Annotated in this window: 15 protein-coding genes; 2 read left to right on the top strand and 13 right to left on the bottom strand. The window is 70.8% G+C overall.

Going from position 1 to position 17,603, the window contains the following annotated elements; translation table 11 throughout:
• Window positions 1-128: 128 nt before the first annotated feature.
• The 13 genes from AB0H82_RS05990 to ggt form a co-directional block, all read right to left on the bottom strand.
• Complete coding sequence (locus AB0H82_RS05990; protein ID WP_362989247.1) at window positions 129-1,304, bottom strand: hydroxymethylglutaryl-CoA synthase; 1,176 nt, start codon at window positions 1,302-1,304, stop codon at window positions 129-131.
• 3 nt (window positions 1,305-1,307) lie between these two features.
• Window positions 1,308-2,369: a hydroxymethylglutaryl-CoA reductase gene (locus tag AB0H82_RS05985; protein WP_362989245.1), complete on the bottom strand. Its 1,062-nt coding sequence runs from the start codon at window positions 2,367-2,369 to the stop codon at window positions 1,308-1,310.
• Window positions 2,366-3,457 (bottom strand): type 2 isopentenyl-diphosphate Delta-isomerase, encoded by a 1,092-nt coding sequence (fni, locus tag AB0H82_RS05980; protein WP_362989243.1) that lies wholly within the window; start codon window positions 3,455-3,457, stop codon window positions 2,366-2,368. The genes AB0H82_RS05985 and fni overlap by 4 nt, the downstream gene beginning before the upstream one ends.
• Window positions 3,454-4,569, bottom strand: coding sequence for a phosphomevalonate kinase (locus AB0H82_RS05975; protein ID WP_362989241.1), 1,116 nt, complete (start codon window positions 4,567-4,569; stop codon window positions 3,454-3,456). Before AB0H82_RS05975 ends, fni begins: the two co-directional genes overlap by 4 nt.
• Entirely contained in the window at window positions 4,566-5,621 is a 1,056-nt protein-coding gene (gene mvaD, locus AB0H82_RS05970; RefSeq protein ID WP_362989239.1) for a diphosphomevalonate decarboxylase, read from the bottom strand. The genes AB0H82_RS05975 and mvaD overlap by 4 nt, the downstream gene beginning before the upstream one ends.
• Window positions 5,611-6,591, bottom strand: a complete 981-nt coding sequence (gene mvk, locus AB0H82_RS05965; protein WP_362989236.1) for a mevalonate kinase — start codon at window positions 6,589-6,591, stop codon at window positions 5,611-5,613. The genes mvaD and mvk overlap by 11 nt, the downstream gene beginning before the upstream one ends.
• Window positions 6,592-6,770: 179 nt before the next feature.
• Entirely contained in the window at window positions 6,771-7,679 is a 909-nt protein-coding gene (locus AB0H82_RS05960; RefSeq protein ID WP_362989234.1) for an aromatic prenyltransferase, read from the bottom strand.
• A 359-nt stretch (window positions 7,680-8,038) separates the two neighbouring features.
• Window positions 8,039-9,430, bottom strand: coding sequence for a dihydropyrimidinase (gene hydA, locus AB0H82_RS05955; protein WP_362989232.1), 1,392 nt, complete (start codon window positions 9,428-9,430; stop codon window positions 8,039-8,041).
• A gap of 49 nt (window positions 9,431-9,479) precedes the next feature.
• Window positions 9,480-10,763 (bottom strand): aspartate aminotransferase family protein, encoded by a 1,284-nt coding sequence (locus AB0H82_RS05950; protein ID WP_362989230.1) that lies wholly within the window; start codon window positions 10,761-10,763, stop codon window positions 9,480-9,482.
• Window positions 10,760-11,602 (bottom strand): nitrilase-related carbon-nitrogen hydrolase, encoded by an 843-nt coding sequence (locus AB0H82_RS05945; RefSeq protein WP_362989228.1) that lies wholly within the window; start codon window positions 11,600-11,602, stop codon window positions 10,760-10,762. The genes AB0H82_RS05950 and AB0H82_RS05945 overlap by 4 nt, the downstream gene beginning before the upstream one ends.
• A 181-nt stretch (window positions 11,603-11,783) precedes the next feature.
• Window positions 11,784-13,049, bottom strand: a complete 1,266-nt coding sequence (locus AB0H82_RS05940; protein ID WP_362989227.1) for a hypothetical protein — start codon at window positions 13,047-13,049, stop codon at window positions 11,784-11,786.
• Between the two features lie 119 nt (window positions 13,050-13,168).
• On the bottom strand, window positions 13,169-13,420 hold the full coding sequence (locus AB0H82_RS05935; protein ID WP_362989225.1) for a helix-turn-helix transcriptional regulator: 252 nt from the start codon (window positions 13,418-13,420) through the stop codon (window positions 13,169-13,171).
• 143 nt (window positions 13,421-13,563) lie between these two features.
• Window positions 13,564-15,372: a gamma-glutamyltransferase gene (gene ggt / locus AB0H82_RS05930; protein ID WP_362989223.1), complete on the bottom strand. Its 1,809-nt coding sequence runs from the start codon at window positions 15,370-15,372 to the stop codon at window positions 13,564-13,566.
• Window positions 15,373-15,476: 104 nt separating this feature from the next.
• On the opposite strand from ggt, the gene AB0H82_RS05925 reads away from it, so the two are divergent.
• Both AB0H82_RS05925 and AB0H82_RS05920 read left to right on the top strand, forming a co-directional pair.
• The gene (locus AB0H82_RS05925) at window positions 15,477-16,244 is read left to right on the top strand and encodes a hypothetical protein (RefSeq protein WP_362989221.1); all 768 of its coding nucleotides are present in this window, start codon (window positions 15,477-15,479) and stop codon (window positions 16,242-16,244) included.
• 199 nt (window positions 16,245-16,443) lie between these two features.
• Window positions 16,444-17,571, top strand: coding sequence for an Ig-like domain-containing protein (locus AB0H82_RS05920; protein ID WP_362989283.1), 1,128 nt, complete (start codon window positions 16,444-16,446; stop codon window positions 17,569-17,571).
• Window positions 17,572-17,603 lie beyond the last annotated feature (32 nt).

Here is a 17,603-nt window from a genome sequence, read left to right as displayed (position 1 = left end):
GCCGACGTGATCCCGCTGCGGGAACGCGGCAAGTACCAAGGTGCGATCGGTGCCGTCTTCGGGGTGTCCACGGTCATCGGGCCACTGCTGGGCGGCCGCCCACGCACCTCCGTACTCGCACGGTGCCGCTACCGCCGCTCGTAGATCCGCTTGTGGCCGCGCAGGGCGGCCAGCCGGAACGCGCCGCTGGTCTGCACGGGCGTCGGGTGGTCCCCGCCGTCGGTGGGGAAGGACCGCTCGTGCAGCTCGCGGTAGCCGGCGTAGTCCAGCGGCTTGCGCTGCTCGATGACCTGCTGGTGCTCGGTGGTGCGCAGCTGCTCGCGGTAGCCGGCCACGACCTCGCCCGCGAAGAACTCCGCGACACTGCCCGAGCCGTAGCTGAGGAACCCGATGGAGCGTCCCGTCAGGTCGTCGGCCTGGTCCAGGAGCGCGGCCAGGCCCAGGTACACCGAGGCGGTGTAGCTGTTGCCGATGACCCTGTTGTACGCCGTGGTCAGGCCGAGGTGGCCCTCGATGGCGTCCTTGTCGGTGTCGTGGCCGCAGTAGTTCAGCAGGTGGCGGTGTGCCTTGTAGGCCATCTTCGTGAACGGCTGGTGGTAGCAGAACGCCGCGAAGTCGTCCAGGGAGCGACCGCCCTGCTCGCTGTAGTCCTTCCAGCAGCCCTCGACCGCCTGCAGGTACGCGTTGATCGACTCCTGGCCGTCGACCAGCGCCGCGTCCCGGTAGTTGGGCCGCCAGAAGTCCATCACGTCCGCGGTGAACAGGCCGGAGGGGCCCTCGATCCGCACCAGCGCCGGATCCGCGCTCACCAGCATCGCCACCGCCGCCGCGCCCTGGGTGGCCTCGCCGGGGCTGTCCAGCTCGTACTTGGACACATCGCTGGCGATCACGAGGACCTGCTGGGAGGGGTCGCGTGCCACCAGGCCCAGCGCGAACTGCAGCCCCGCGGTCGCCCCGTAACAGGCCTGCTTCAGCTCCACCACCCGCGCCGCCGACGGCAGCCCGAGCAGGGAGTGGACGTACACGCCGCCCGACTTGGCCTGGTCGATGGAGGACTCGGTGGCGAAGACCACCGTGCGGATCTTCTCGCTGCCGTGCCGGGCGACGATCGGCGCGGCGGCCGCGGCGCCGAGCGTCACGATGTCCTCGTCGGCGGCCGGGACGCTCATCGACTCCTGGCCGATGCCGATGTGGTACTTGCCGATCTCCGTGCCGTTGTACTCGGCGAGCGCCGTATGCGGCAGCACGAACTCCGTCGTCGCGAACGACAGATCGTGAATCCCTATGCCTGAACCACTGGCCATGCCCTACACACCGACCTTTTCCGTCTTGTTGTCGCGCTCCAACTGGACATGTGCACGCATCAGTTCGCCGGGGTTGGTCTGCGCCGCGAGCAGCGAGAGCTCGCCGCACAGCACGGTCGCGGCCGCGATCACGGCGAGCCGGCGGGCGTTCTCGCCGGGCTCGCGCTCGACGCGGCAGCCGAGCCGGGCGAGGTTGGTCTCGACGAACTCGATGCCCTTGCCGTTGCCCACCGTGCCCACGATCAGGTTGGGCAGGGTGCAGGCGAAGTAGAGATCGCCGTCGCGGTCCTCGGCCATGGTGACGCCCTGGGAGCCCTCGACGATGTTGGCGGCGTCCTGGCCGGTGGCGAGGTAGAAGCCGAGCAGCATGTTCGCGTAGTGGGCGTTGGCCGAGCGGATGCCGCCGGCGAGCAGCGTGCCGAGCATGTTCTTGCGGATGTTCAGCTGGACGACCTTGGCGGCCGTCGTGTGCAGGACGTCGGTGACGACGTCGCGCGGGATCAGGAGCTCCGTGACCACGTTCTTGCCGCGGCCGAGGATGCCGTTGATCGCGGTGGCCTTCTTGTCCGTGCAGTAGTTGCCGGAGATGGAGCCGTAGGCGATGCCCGGGATGGTGTCGAGGAGGTGCTTCAGGAGCGCGTCGGACGCGAGCGTCGCCATGTTGTGCCCGGACGCGTCACCGGTGGTGAACTCGAACCGGATGAACAGCAGGTTGGCGTTGATCTCGTGCCGGATGTTGATGAGCTGGGCGAACCGGCTGCAGCCGCGCACCACTTCGCGCAGTTCGTCGATGCGGGCGTCGATGGCGCGGGCGGCCACGTACGCGGTCTGCGCGTCCGTCGCCTCCACGAGCACGGACCGGGTCATCCGCTCGTCGACGAGGGTGGCGACGATGCCGTTCTCGGCGAGCATGGACACCTTGGCGCCGCGGCCCACGGAGGGCCACAGCGGTGTCTCGTAGGTGGCGAGGGGGACCTGGGTCTCGGTGGTGGCGACGTTGCCGGAGATGCGCAGGGGGCCAACCCAGCGCATCGGGACGCCGGCGATCGCGTGTGTCTCGGTCATCGGGTGCTTCCCGTCAGTTCGTGGGCGGCCTGTACGGAGCGGGAGCGCTGCGCGAACGGCGCCGTGTCGATGCCTCGGTCGGCGCAGAAGTCCCGGAGTTCACCGCGGATGAGCAGGTCGCAGCGGGTCAGGTCGGCGGGGGTGCGGGCGCCGAGCATGGTCTGCAGCGCGGCGAGCTGGTCGAGCCACGTCGAGATCTGCGCGATCAGCGCGGAGACGCCCTCGTCCTTCAGGGTGCGGAGGAATCCGCCGGACGCGCCGACGCCGGACGCGCCGAGTGCCAGCGCGCGGGCGACGTCGAGGGCGTTGCGTACGCCGCCGGAGGCGAGTACGGGGATGCCGACGTCCTGGTTGTCGAGGAGGCAGGCCGCGGTGGACTGTCCCCAGCCGTGCATGAACGCGTACTCGCCGAGTTCGCGGCGGCCGTTCTCGATGCGGGCGAAGTCGGTGCCGCCGCGGCCGCCGAGGTCCGCGACCTGGACGCCGAGGCTCTCGATGAGCAGGACGGTCTCGCGGCTCAGGCCGTTGCCGACCTCCTTGACGATCACGGGGACCTCGACGGCCGCCGCGATCTTCTCGATCTGCGGGACCCAGGAGGAGAACGACCGGTCGCCCTCCGGCATGGGCGTTTCCTGCGCGGTGTTGATGTGGATCTGCAGGGCGTCGGCCCGCACGAGGTCGATGGCGCGCTGCACCTTGTCGACCGAAGCCGTCGCGTTGACGTTGGCCAGGACGAACCCGTCGGGGTTCTCCTTGCGCAGCACGCTGAACGTGTCGGCGCAGGACGGGTCCTTGAAGTACGCGCTCATGGACCCGGAGGCGACGGCGACGCCGGTCTCGCGGGCGGCGATGGCGAGGTCCCGGTTGATGACGCCGGTGCTGACGCTGCCGCCGGTCATCGCGTTGATGTAGAGCGGCACCGGCCAGGAGATGCCGGCGAAGGTCGTGGCCAGGGACACGTCGGGCCGGTCGAGGCCGGCCAGGGCGTGGTGGACGAACGACACCTCGTCGAACTGGTTGTGTCCGCTGTGCTGCCGCTGGTGCTCGACGGCGAGGCGGACGTGGTCGTCCTTGCGTTGAGAGATCATTCTTCGTTCCCTTCCATGGCGGGACGGATCGGCAAGGGCCGCACCCCCGCCGTGGCCCACCGTTTCCGTACTTGGGCGATGTCCAGTGCCGCGTCGGCGTCGAGCAGGGCGATGCCGCAGTCGCCGCCGCCCGCCCCGGAGGGCTTGGCCGCGCCGCCGACCGCTTCGGCGGCGTCGCACAGCGCGGTCAGCCGAGGCGTGAAGATGCCGAGCCCGGCTTCTTCGTCGATGCGCGCCAACTCCCCTCGGGCGCGACGGATCTGACGCAGCAGTCCTTCGTGGTCGGCGCGGTCCAGTGCGTCGGCCGCGGCGTGCACGAAGTCGTTGCTGGTCTCCACGAACCTCCGGTGGGAGGCGCTGCCCCGCCAGGTCTTCCGGTCCAGGCCGGACACGAGGGACGAGGTGGAGGCGGGTGTCCCGGTCCAGCCGACTTCCAGTGAGAGGGCCGCGGGCTGCGGCAGTCTGCGTACGTCGTGGCCGGGCCAGGGCACGCGCAGGGCCTCCTCGACGCCGGCTCTCGCGGCCAGGTCGAGGACGGCGGCCCGGTCGGGTGCCCGGTAGGCGATCCAGCCGCCCCAGGTGCCGGCGGCGAGGTCACCGCCGGAGGCCCTGGGTTCGAGGCCCGCCGTGGCGAGCATCGCGAGGCGGTAGCGGGCGTCGCGCGTCAGGTGGAGGCCGCAGTGGGCCGCCAGGGCGGCGACGGTCGCCACGACGACCGCTCCGCTGGACCCGAAGCCGAACTTGGTTCCGTTGTCGTGCAGTTCGCTGCTGACCGAGATGTCGAGGGCGGGCTCGGGAAGGCCTCGTTCGGCGAGCAGCCGGCCGACGGTCTCGACGGCCGCCGCCACGTGGGCGAAGCTCTCGCGGAGCAGGTGTGCGTCCCGCGGTTCCGCCCCGTCGATCCTGCCGTCCCGCCAGCGGCAGTGTGCCGTGTACGGGGTGAGGTCGGAGGAGAGGGCGACGCCGGGGTCGCCGGGGTCGGACACGGTGACGGTGACGTACCGGTCGACGGCGATCAGGATCGCCGGGTTGCCCGGTTCCACGACCGCGTACTCGCCCGCGACGAACAGTTTGCCCGGCGCGCGCCGGACGACCGTCGGCCGACGGGTCACCGCCCGTCCCCGGTCAGGAGCCGGGCGCCGGGGCCCGGGCGGGCGATGTGGACGGCGCCGCCCCGCGCGGCGGCGCGCACGGCGTCGGCGACCCGGTCGGCGTCGGCGTCGTGGCAGAGCACCTTGACGTTGGGTCCGGCGTCCATGGTGGCGTAGGCGGCCACGCCGTCGCGTCTGAGCTGCAGGACGCTGTCGAGGACGGTGAGCGAGGCCGGTGACATGTAGCGCACGGCGGGGCGGGCCGCCAGCATCGTGGCGTGCATGCCGAGCGCATTGCGTTCGGCGATCTCCCCGACCGCTTCGAGGTCGCCGCGGCCGAGCGCCCCGCGCATGTCGGCCAGGTCGTCCTTGCTGGAGGCGGCCCACGGTTCGTAGAGCGGTGAGGTGTCGACGGTGCGTCGCATGGCCGCCCGGCTGGACACGTCCTTGGGTCCGGCGTTGACGACGGCGACGACCAGGGCGGGGGCGAGGGGCCCGGTGGGCACCGGCTCGGCGTACGAGCTCAGGTCGGCCTCCTCGTCGGTGCCGGTCTCCCGGCCCGCGTGCCAGACCACGAAGTCCCCGAAGAGGGACCGGGAAGCCGAGCCTGAGCCGCGCCGGGCGAGGCGCGACAGCGCGACGGCGTCGAGGTCGAGGCCGTAGGCGGTGGCCGCGGCCACCGCCAGGGCGGCGAAGCCGCTCGCGGAGGACGCGAGGCCCGCCCCGGTGGGCACGGTGTTCTCGGTGTCGACGACGGCCCGGTCGGTGACGCCGGACCGCTCGCGCACCAGGTCGAGGAAGGTGACGATGCGCCGCCGCGCCTCGCCCTCCGCCGGTGTGCCGCCGAGCATCACCTCGTCGTGGCCGGCCCCGGGGGCCAGCCGGACGCGGGTGGTCGTGGGGAAGATGTCCAGGGTCATGGACAGGCTGTCGGTGCGCGGCAGGATGAGCCGCTCGTCGCGCTTGCCCCAGTACTTGATGAGGGCGATGTTCGGGTGCGCCACGGCGGTCGCGGTGCCCGCCGTGGCCTTCGGTGCGGTTCTCACCGCGGTGGCCCGCTGTTCAGCGCCCATGACCGGCAAACCCCCTCAGCGGTACGACCCATGTCTGAACGGCACCGGCTTCGTGCAGTTGCCGGGTCACCGCGCTCGCCTGCTCCGACCGGGTCAGTGCGAGCACGCAGCCGCCCATGCCGCCGCCGGTGATCTTGGCGCCGAGGCTGCCCGCCGAGACCGCGCCGTCGACCAGCGCGTCGATGCGATCGGTGCTCAACCCGGCGGCGCGCAGCAGCTCGTGATACTCCGTCATCCGGGAGCCGAGCTCCTCGGGCTTGCCGTCGGCCAGGGCGTGCCGGGCCTCGTCGGTCAGCTCGGTCGCGCGGCGCACGAACCGCTCCTGTGCCCCTTCGTGGCGCTGGAATCCTTCGCGCAGCATGCCGACGGCGTCCTTGGTGCGGCCCACCTCGCCGCTGTCGGCGACGATGAACAATCCCTCGCAGCCGATGGGCAGTTCCTCGGAGCGGCCCTGTTGGAACAGCAGCGGGCCTGGGGCGCCGACGGCGGTGGCGTCGACGCCGCTGGCGCGGCCGTGGGCCACGTTCTCGGCGGTCTGCACGAGGTCGAAGGCGGTCTGCGGGGTGACCTCGCGGTCGAAGAGGTCGGCCAGCGCGAAGACGACGGCCCGCGCGCAGGCCGCGCTGGAGCCGAGCCCGCGGCCGGGCGGGATGGCGCAGTCGAGGATCACGTCGAGGTGCACGTCCTCGGCGACGTTCATGGTTGTCCGGAATTCGGCGGTCAGCCGCCGCAGCCAGTCGGAGGCCTGGGTGGCGACCGGCCGCGTGGCGGAGCCGGTCATCGTCAGAGACACGTCGCCGGTGTCACCCGGGGCCTTGGCCGACCACCCGGCGCTCGCCGTGACCGTCAGCTGGGGCACCGGGAGAGCGAGTGCGGGAGCGCCGTAGACCACCGCGTGCTCCCCCAGCAGAATGGTCTTCGCATGGGCGCGGCCGATTCCGACGGAACGGGCCCGACGTATTTCCGACACCCCCTCCGCCGAGGTCGGTGGCGTCAACGCACTCAGCTCCCTTTGTCTTTTCTGCATGGAGATCGCATCGTCCAGATTTCTAGGAAGGAAACGTTCCAGAGAAAAGGGCTTGCGGAGAGGCGATGTCATCGCCTCTCCGCAAGCCCTTGGAATGTCCGCCCCGGTGGGCGGGAGCGGTGTCAGCCGTCGGCGCGCAGCAGCTTCTCCACGCGCTTCTGCCACTGGTAGTACGACGCGATCTTGTGGTACTCGCCCTTCGGCGTCGACGCGATGCCGTAGACGTAGTTGCGGCCCTCGGTGTCGTACGGCGCGCCCTTGATGAGCCGCTCGAACGTCGGGGCGAGGTCCACCGGGAGGCCCAGCGGCTCCGGCGTCATGACGGAGTACGTGAACCGGTTGATCTTCGGCGAGTCCCAGTTCAGGGTGACGTAGATGACGAACGAGCGCTCGCAGAACTTCAGGAGCTCCTCGCTCGGCGCCGCGAGGCCGAGCTCGCCGAGGATCGCCCGGACGCCCTTCTCCTCGAACACCCCGGCCGGCACGCGGTCGCCCACGCCACCGCCGAAGTAGAGGTTCATCGTGCGCTTCGAGTAGTCGATGCCGACCGTGCTCACCATGTCGGCGATGCCCCACTTCTCGAAGAAGTCGAGGTTCGCGGCGACGGCGTCCGGTATGGACGGGAGCTTGATCAGCTCGGAGACCTTCCCGAGGTTCTCGGCGCTGGGGAAGGACCAGGTCTTCGTGAAGCCGCCGGCGACGCCGAAGTCGACACCGCAGCTGGTGATGGGGAGGTTCTGGTGGACCTCCTTCAGCAGGCTGCCGACGGGGTGGTCCGTCTTCGGGGTGAGGCCGTGCTCCAGGGCGCGGGCGTACGGGTCGAGGTCCTTCGGGAGCATCGTGAAGCGGCAGTCGAGGTCGTCCGCGCTGCTTCCGGTGGAGGCCCGGAAAGAGATCACGGAATCCGCGATCACGTCCTGGAAGGCATTCAGGATGGGCCATACCTTTTCGTGCGAAGCGGTGACGTCCACCACCTGAGCCGTCTTCTCGATGATCGAGTAAAGCTCTGTCAGGTCGGCGCTTTCCGACATGGTTCCTCCACTGATCGAATGATCGAATTTGGCGAATTCGCCGGGTTACGTCACAACTTAAGGTCGTCAATCCCCCCACCGCCCGCGAAAATCGCAGCAAAAGGAGGGGGCACCATCACGCGATGGGATGCGAAGGGGAATCGGTACTGCGTCGAGCGCGGACTCGGCCTCGCCGGCACGAACCGGCGGCTACGGCACTCGACCCGCGGCCTCGCGGCGGGTTTTGGGCAGAGTCGGCGTGCAGAAATAGTGACACGGGCGGCACCTTCGAGCCAAGGCCCCTCCGAAGTGACCCGGGTCACATCAGGTGAAGTGGCGCCGGGGCCCCGCCAGTTGGGCGGGACCCCGGTCGATGCAGCTCAGACGTACTGGCAGAGGTCCCTCCGCAGGAACGACCCGTGCCCCGCGCGGCCCGTGTACACGCGGTCGTCGATCACCGGCACGCCGCGGGACAGCACCGTCTCCACACGTCCCGTCACCCTCTTGCCCTCGTAGGCCGAGTAGTCGACGTTCATGTGGTGCGTCCGCGCGGACATGGTCTGCTCGGCGTGCGGGTCGTAGATGACGATGTCGGCGTCGGCGCCCGGGGCGATCGTGCCCTTCTTCGGGTAGAGGCCGAACATCCTGGCCGGTGTCGCGCAGGCGACCTCGATCCAGCGGCGTCGGCCGATGTGCCCGTCCACGACCGCCTGGTGCAGCAGGTCCATGCGGTTCTCCACGCCCGGCATGCCGTTCGGGATCTTCGAGAAGTCCTCACGGCCCATCTCCTTCTGCCCCTTGAAGCAGAACGGGCAGTGGTCCGTGGAGACCACTTGGAGGTCGTTCGTCCGGAGCCCGCGCCACAGCACCTCCTGGTGCTCCTTCGGGCGCAGCGGGGTCGAGCAGACGTACTTCGCGCCTTCGAAGTCGGGCTCGGCGAGGTTGTCGGTCGACAGGAAGAGGTACTGCGGACAGGTCTCGCCGAAGACCGGGAGTCCGTCGTCCCTGGCCCTGGTCAGTTCGGCGACGGCCTCCCGCGCCGACACGTGCACCACGTACAGCGGCGCGCCCGCCACCTGGCTCAGCTTGATGACGCGGTGGGTCGCCTCCGCCTCAAGGAGTGCCTTCCTGACCTCGCCGTGGTGGCGGGGGTCCCGTTCACCGCGTGCGAGGGCCTGTTCCACCAGGACGTCGATGGCGAGTCCGTTCTCCGCGTGCGCCATCACGAGACCGCCGTTGGCGCCCGCGCGCTGCATCGCCCGGAGGATCTGCCCGTCGTCGGAGAAGAAGACGCCCGGGTAGGCGGTGAACAGCTTGAACGAGGTGACCCCGGAGGAGACGAGGGTGTCCATCTCCTTGAGCGAGGACTCGTTCACATCGGACATGATCATGTGGAATCCGTAGTCGACCGCGCACCGCCCGGCCGCCTTCTCGTGCCACGTGTCGAGCCCCTCCGCGAGCGTGCCGCCCTTGGGCTGGATCGCGAAGTCGACGATGGTGGTGGTGCCGCCCCAGGCCGCGGCGCGGGTGCCGGTCTCGAAGGAGTCCGAGGCGAGGGTGCCGCCGAACGGCATCTCCATGTGCGTATGGGCGTCGACGCCGCCCGGGATCACGTACTTCCCGGTGGCGTCGAGCACACGGTCGGCGGTCCACCCGTGGCTGCCCCGGGTGGCGAGCGCCGCGACCCGGCCGTCCTCCACCAGGACGTCGACGGGCAGTTCGTCGGAGGCCGTGATGACCAGGCCGCCGGTGATCAGAGTGCGGGTACTCATGTGGTGCGCTCCCTTTCCTGCGGGCCTGCGAGGATCATGCCTGCCCGAACTACGCGCTGTGCAGCGCGCGTTCGAGGATCGCGGCGCCCTCCTCCGCCTCCGCGACGGTCAGTGAGAGCGGCGGGGCGACGCGCAGCACGCTGGTGTCGTGCCCGCCGCCCTTGCCGATGAGCAGGCCGCCCTCGCGGGCCGCTTCGAGCACGGCGGCGGCCGCCCGCGGGTTCGGCCGGTCCGTGCCGGGCTCGACCAGTTCGATGCCGATCATCAGACCGCGTCCGCGCACCTCGCGTACGACGGGCAGCTGGGCGCAGACGGCCCGCAGCCGCTCGATGAGGAGCCCGCCGACGCGCCGGGCGTTGCCCTGAAGGTCGTGCTCCAGGAGGTACGTGAGGTTGGCGAGGCCGGCCGCCATGGTGACCGGGGAGCCGCCGAACGTCGAGATGGAGTTGGCGTCGAGGGAGTTCATGACCTCGGCGCGGGCCACGACGCCGCCGACCGACATGCCGTTGCCGATGCCCTTGGCGAAGGTGAGGATGTCCGGCGGGCCGTGCTGCGCGTGCGCCTGCCAGCCCCAGAAGTGGTCGCCCGTGCGGCCCCAGCCGGTCTGCACCTCGTCGGCGATCCACAGGATGCCGTGCTCGTCGAGGACTTCGCGGAACGCGGCGTACAGGCCGTCGGGCGGCGAGGTGAAGCCGCCGACGCCCTGCACCGGCTCGGCGATCAGCGCCGCCACTCCCCCGCGGGTCTGCCCGAGCATGTCCCGCAGGTCGGCGACGCAGGCCGCGGTGAACTCGGCGTCGCCCAGAGCGGCGTACGGGCCGCGGCTGCGGACGCCCCCGTGGACGTACAGCGTCTGGAGGGGCGAGAGGCTGGTCGGCGACCACGCCTGGTTGCCGGTGATGCCGACGGTCGTGAAGGACCGGCCGTGGTAGCTGTTGCGCATCACCAGGATCTGGTTCGAGCGGCGGTGGGCGGTGGCGAGGAGCAGCGCCGCGTCGTTGGCCTCGGTGCCCGACGTGGTGAAGAAGACGCGGGCGTCGGGGATGCCGGACAACGCCGCGATCCGCTCGGCGAGTTCAACCATCGGGCGGTTGAGGTACAGGGTCGAGGAGTGGATGATCCGGCCCGCCTGCTCGCTCACCGCCTTGGTGACCTCGGGCAGGGCGTGCGCGGTCATGGTGGTGAGGATGCCGCCGAAGAAGTCGAGGTACTTCCTGCCGTCGGCGCCCCAGACGTGGCGGCCCTCGCCGTGGGTGAGTTCGATCGGCCGCTGATAGTAGAGCGCGAGCCAGTCGGGCAGCACCGCCCGGTGGCGGTCGTACAGATCGGTCACGGCTGCACCAGCCCTTCGTAGGCATCGGGACGGCGGTCTCGGTAGAACGCCCACTGTTGGCGTACTTCCTCGATGAGGCCGAAGTCGAGGTCCCTGACGACGAGTTCTTCGGCCTTGTCGCTCGCGGGCTCGCCGACGAACTTGCCGCGCGGGTCGACGAAGTAGCTCGTTCCGTAGAAGTCGTTGTCGCCGTACTCCTCCTGGCCGACGCGGTTGATCGCGGCGATGAAGTATTCGTTGGCGACGGCCGCGGCGGGCTGTTCGAGCTGCCACAGGTGCGCGGAGAGGCCGCGGTGGGTGGCGGAGGGGTTGTAGACGAGCTGGGCGCCGTTGAGCCCCAACTGCCGCCACCCTTCGGGGAAGTGGCGGTCGTAGCAGATGTAGACGCCGACCTTGCCGACCGCGGTGTCGAAGACGGGCCAGCCGAGGTTCCCCGGCTTGAAGTAGTACTTCTCCCAGAAGCCCTTGACCTGGGGGATGTGGTGCTTGCGGTACTTGCCGAGGTAGCTGCCGTCGGCGTCGATCACGGCCGCGGTGTTGAAGTAGAAGCCGGACTGCTCGACCTCGAAGACGGGGACGACGATCACCATGCCGGTCTCGCGGGCGAGTTCCTTCATGCGGGTGACCGTGGGTCCGTCGGGCACGGGCTCGGCCCACCGGTAGTGCTCGGCCTCCTGGACCTGGCAGAAGTAGGGGGCGTTGAAGACTTCCTGGAAGCCGATCACCTTCGCGCCCTGCCGGGCCGCCTCGCGGGCGTGCTCCTCGTGCTTGGCGATCATTGACTCGGTGTCGCCCGTCCAGGTGGCCTGGACCAGTGCGGCGCGTACGACGTTGGCCATGAGCTGCTCCTTCGTAGGCCCGTGGGAGGGCGTCAGAGAGCTTCTACGCACGTAGATCTGCTGCGTGGATCAGGAAAACGTAAGCCTCCCCGACGGGCTGAGCAAGACCATCGCCGTCAACCGGTGGAGTCGATCATGTTTCGCACCCGAGCGGGCCAGAAACGGGCAGGGGCGATCCCCGTCAGGCGCTGAATCCGGCTACGCGCAGCGCGTGCACCAGGTCCCAGTGGTGCTCGTCCGAGACCTGCCGGGCCGTCTCCAGGAGCAGGGGTATGAGGCGCTGCGGGTCCGTGTGCGCGCACCGGGCCACGTCCTCGGGGGTGCGCACGCGGAGGTAGGAGTCGAGGAGCGCGCGGGCCTCCCGCTCGCGGCCCGCGTCGATGAGCGCGACGACCGCCTCGGCGATCTCCGGCGCGGGGCGTGCGACGCCCTGCCGCAGCAGCTTCCTGCAGTCGTCGGCGCGGCCGGCCCCGGCCAGCGCGTCCGCCAGCGCGACGAGTTGGTCCGGCGGCAGCGAAGCGGCCTCCCACAGCAGCGTGGCCCAGTCGGCGCCGAGCCCCGCACGGTGCAGCTCGACGGCGAAGAGCGGCAGCCTGGCCGCGGGCCAGCCCGCAGCCTCGACGAGCACGCCGTGCGCCTCGCCGCTGCGGCCCTCGCCGCGGAGTTCGACGAGCTTGCGCACGGCGTCGGAGGTGGCGCGGGCGGCGGGGTCCTCGTCGGGGAGGTGCGGCGCTTCCTGAGCGGTCCCGGTGTCGGGGGCGCCGGCGTACTGCCCGTCGTCCCCGAGCCCGGCGAACCGCGCGCCCCTGGGGTATGCCCGTGCCGCAGCGCGGGGCGCGGAGGCCTGCCGGGGCACGCGCAACCCGTCCTCTTGCGCCCGGGACGACCCGGGTCCGTCATCCGCCGCCGCCGCGCCGAGGTCCGCCCACGACGGCCGGTCCGCCTCGGCCAGGCGGTCCATCCGCTCCTGGAGCTCGGCGCAGCGGGCGGTCGCGCGCTCGTGGTCGTCGCGCACCCAGGCCAGGTCGAGGTTGATGCGGTCGGCCTCGTCGGCGTCGGTCGCGGCGGTCAGCCGGTGCGTCAGGTCGGCCTGCCGCTCCAGGGCGATGCGCTGCTCCGTGAGCATCATGTCGAGCCGGTCGCCGAGGAGCTCCCGGCCGCCGGGTCTGGCGTCGTACGCGGCGATCGACGCGCGGTGCAGGGCGCGCGCCACGGCCGCCTCGCGCTCGGCCTCCGGGAGGCCGCGGTCCGCCGCGAGGTCGTGGAGCAGCGCCTGCACCACGTCCCAGGGCGGCACCTCGGCGCCGTCCAGACAGGCGCGCATGCCGTCCGGATCGCGCTGCCAGAACACGCCGCACCAGCCTGCCCCCTGGTCAAGACGCCCCAGCAGGTCCCTCAAGTACCTCGCGAACTCCCTTACCTGCTGCGGGAGTTGTTCCACTACCATCCGACCGGCACCGCCCCGTGGAGACTGGAGTCTTCCGGTCCGGAAGATAACACCAGACGTGTTACAGGACGACTACACGCAGTTTTCCGCACGCCGTGAAAAGTCATCCAACGGGGCACTCAGACAGCCGTCAGCTCGCACCGGACCACCAGCTCGTCCAGCGAGAGCCCCAGCACGGAGGCCAGCGCCGCCACGGTGAACAGCGCGGGCGTCGGTGCCCGCCCCGTCTCGATCTTCCGCAGCGTCTCCGCGGAGAGACCGGCCTCGGCCGCGACCGACACCATGCTCCGCTCTCCCCGGGCCTCCCGCAGGAGCACCCCGAGACGCTCGCCGCGCTCACGCTCTTCCGGGGTCAAAGGAGTCCGCACCATGCCTCCACCCTACCCGACCCCCGATTTGTATACCGGCATTCAAATACCGGTATACAAATTGGACACCTGACACCAGAGACGAACGAGCTGGAGCGGAACTGCGCGGCGTCACCCGTGCCGTAGCGCGGGACCGTGGCCCCGGCTCACCGGCCGGGGCTCACCACCATCGCCGAACCGCCGCCCCTGCGGACCTTCTCCGCCGCCGCGAGCCACCTGCCGTCCGGCAGCCGCTGCACGCCGGTGGCCGCGCCGATCTCCGGGTTCTGCTTGAAGGAGTGCCCGATCGACTCCAGCGACTGCCTCGACCGGCTGTTCCAGAGCCCCGGTTCGAGTTCGGTCTGCGCGGCGTTGCGCTGGCTGGCGCGCGGCGCGGCGATCGCGTCGACCAGCGGCAGGCCCCGGTCGAGGAAGCCCGTCAGGGTCTGCAGGACCGTCGTGACGATGGTCGCGCCGCCCGGCGAGCCGAGCGCCACGACCGGTTTGCCGTGCTTGAGCACGATGGTCGGGGAGATCGAGGAGCGCGGCCGCTTGCCGGGGCCCGGCAGGTTCGGGTCGTGCACCCCGGGGCTCGCGGGCGCGAAGGAGAAGTCGGTCAGTTCGTTGTTGAGCAGGAAGCCGCGGCCCGGGACGGTGATGCCGCTGCCGCCCGTCGACTCGATGGTGAGGGTGTACGCGACGACGTTGCCCCACTTGTCGGCGGCCGTCAGATGCGTGGTGTTCTCGCCCTCGTACGTCGTCGGGGCCGCCTTGCCGCCCGTCGCGCACGGCCTCGGGTGCCGCGGGTCGCCGGGCGCGAGCGGGCTCTTGAGGACGGCGTCGTCCTTGATCAGGCACTCCCGCGAGTCGGCGAACCGCTGCGAGAGCAGCTGCTTGGTCGGTACGTCCTCGAAGGCCGGGTCGCCCACCCAGCGCCCCCGGTCGGCGAAGGCGACGCGGCTCGCCTCGATGAAGCGGTGCAGGTACTTCGTCTTCGACGCCCTGGAGAGGTCGGTGCGCTCCAGGAGGTTGAGCGCCTCGCCGACGGTGGTGCCGCCGGAGGACGAGGGCGCCATGGAGTAGACGTCGAGTCCGCGGTACGAGGTCTTCGTCGGGGCCTGGGGTTTGACCGCGTACGCCTTGAGGTCCTTGAGGGAGAGGTCGCCCGGCCGCACGACGCGGTCCGCATCCGGGTCGACCGGCGGCTTGTTCACCGTGCGCACGAAGTCCTCGGCGAGGTCGCCGCGGTAGAGCGCGCCGACGCCCTCGCGGGCCAGTTCGCGGTAGGTGCGCGCCAGGTCGGGGTTCTTGAACGTCGAGCCGACCACCGGCAGCTTGCCGCCGGGCAGGAACAGCTTGGCCGATGCGGGGAAGTCCTTGAACCGCTGCTGGTTCGACTCGGTCTGCGCGCGGAAGGTCGGGTCGACCGTGAAGCCGTCGCGGGCGAGGCGCTCGGCGGGCTTCAGGAGGGTGCCGAGGCGCTTGGTGCCCCACCGGTCGAGCGCCGACTGCCAGGTGGCGGGGGTGCCGGGGGTGCCGACGCCGAGGCCGCTGGTGACCGCTTCCTGGAAGGGGATCGGCTTGCCGTTCTCCAGGAAGAGCCCGGAGTCGGCGGTGCGCGGGGCGGTCTCGCGGCCGTCGATGGTGCTGACCTTCCGGGTCCCGGCGTCGTAGTGCACGAAGTACCCGCCGCCTCCGACGCCCGCCGAGTACGGCTCGGTGACGCCGAGCGCGGCGGCGGTGGCGACGGCCGCGTCCACGGCGTTGCCGCCCTTCCGCAGGACCTCGATGCCGGCCGCCGAGGCGTCCGGGTCGACGCTGGCGACCGCTCCGCCGTGGCCGACGGCGACGGGCGTCTTCTCCGGTGCGGCCGGTTCCGCCGAGCGCGTGGGCGCGGGGGGCGCGGCCGCACCCACCGACACCAATACCCCTCCGACCGCCCACAGCGTCAGATTCCGTACGACAGCGCGACGCATTCGTACCTCCTGTCAACAACGGTCTGCGCAGCGTAACTTCGGATCGACCGTCGCGACAGGATCTGCTCGAACACGGGTGCGGCGGGCGGCTAGCATGCGCCCCCATGACTGACGACGTGCGCACCCTCGTCCTCGGCCTGACCGTCGGGCTGCTCGCGGCCGGCCTCGGTGCCGCCTTCGGCTGGCTCGCCCGCGGCCATCTGCTGAAGCGCAGGCTCCGTCGCAAGCAGGCCTTCTTCGGGCTGCCCGACAACGCCGAGTCGCTGCTCGTGGTGAACCGTGACGCGGGCGGGCCCGAGCTGACCGTGGTGCGCCAGGACGTGTTCGCGCTCCTGGAGCTGGCCGCGGTCGTCAAGGAGTGCGGGGCGCACTCGCAGCTCGTCGCGCACGACGCGGCCCAGCAGGGCTTCGGCGAGCGCACCGAGTTCTGCGTGGGCAACCCGGCGGCCAATCGCCGCCTGGCCGCGCACCTGCATTCCCTGCTGCCCGGTGTCCGGGTGAACGTCGATCCCGAGCCGGTGCCCGACCGCGGCGCCTTCCAGATCGGCTCCGAGCGCTACCGGCTGGAGGCCGGGCTCACGGAGTACGTGATCCTCGCCCGCCTCACCGCCGACCAGGGCCAGGACGCGCGGCCCGTCTTCCTCTTCTGCGGCCAGCGCGCGGTCACCAGCCAGGCGGCGACCCGCTATCTGGCCCGCCACCACGAGAAGCTCGCCCGCAAGCACGGCACCAACTCCTTCGTCCTGCTCCTGAAGATCGTCAATTCGCAGGCGTACGGGCCCGACGTCGTCGAACTCGTCGGGGACGTGACGCGCGCGGCGCAGACGCCACTCCCCACCCCGTCGGCCCGCACCTCCCATCGCGCCAAGTGACGCGCTCCTCACCGTGCGCCGACCGGATCGGAGCACTTACGTGATCTAGCAGGGAATTTCGGGACAACAGGCAACCCGTCCGGCCGAACGCCCCTCTCACCGTGCAGTCCACATTCGCACGGAGGTACGTTCCTTGACCCCCCAGAGCTCTTCGAGCCGCCGACGCCCCCTTCGCACCCGCCACGCGGCGACCGCGGGCCTGGCGGTGCTGGCCGCCGCCCTCACCGCCTGCTCGGGCGGCGGCGACTCGTCCGGCGCCGCCGAGGCCGCCGAGAAGCCGAAGATCTCCGTGAACCTCTCGGGTCAGCAGGCGGAGGCGGGCAAGCCCGTGCAGGTCAGCCTGGCCGACGGCCGGCTGAAGCAGGTCACGGTCGCCGACGACAAGGGCACGAAGCTGCCCGGCAAGGTCTCGGCGAACGGCTCCACCTGGACCTCGGAGCGCAAGGCGGCGCCCGGCACGGCGTACCGGGTCGAGGCGAGCACCGACAAGGGCGGCAGCGCGAAGGCCTCCTTCAGGACGGCCGCGCCCGAGCAGGTCAACAAGGTGACCCTCGCGCCGGGCAAGAACTCCACCGTCGGCATCGCCCAGCCCCTGTCGATCACCTTCGACCACCCGGTGCGGAACAAGGCCGAGGTCGAGAAGCACCTGAAGGTGACGACCTCGGACAACACGACGGGGTCCTGGGGCTGGATCAAGAACCACGACGGCAAGGACCGCGTCGACTGGCGCCCCAAGGAGTACTGGAAGTCCGGCACGAAGGTGAAGCTGGACGCCCGGCTCAACGGCATCGACTCGGGCGGCGACGACTGGTTCGTCCGCGACTACGCGACGAACTTCACCGTCGGCAGGTCCCAGGTCGTCAAGGTGAACCTGGACAGCAAGACGACGACGCTGACGCGCGACGGCAAGACCGTGAGGTCACTGCCCATGTCGGCCGGCACGCCCGGCGGCGAGAAGGCCTCCTGGGGCGGCACCTCCGTCCTGATGTCGAAGGAGGGCACGATCAACATGCGCTCCGAGACGGTCGGCCTCACCGGCAGCAACAGCTACGACAAGATGGTCGACTACTCGATGCGGCTGACCTGGTCGGGCATGTACGCGCACGCCGCCCCGTGGAACGCCTCGTACTTCGGCAACACCAACCACAGCTCGGGCTGCGTCGGCATGAGCACCGGTGACGCGGGCTGGCTCTACCGCGAGGCCCAGATAGGCGACCCCTTCGAGGTCACGGGCAGCGGCTCGAAGGGCGTCCCCGAGCCGGGCAACGGCTACGGCGAGTGGAACCTCTCCTGGTCGGACTGGCAGGCGAAGAGCGCGCTGAATTAACCGTGCCCCCTTCAACGATCGTTACCGGGGCG

The sequence above is a fragment of the Streptomyces sp. NPDC050732 genome, assembly GCF_040654255.1.
Lineage (GTDB): Bacteria > Actinomycetota > Actinomycetes > Streptomycetales > Streptomycetaceae > Streptomyces.
Note: the sequence above shows the minus strand (reverse complement) of the source record. Positions and strands in the feature narration are given on the sequence as shown.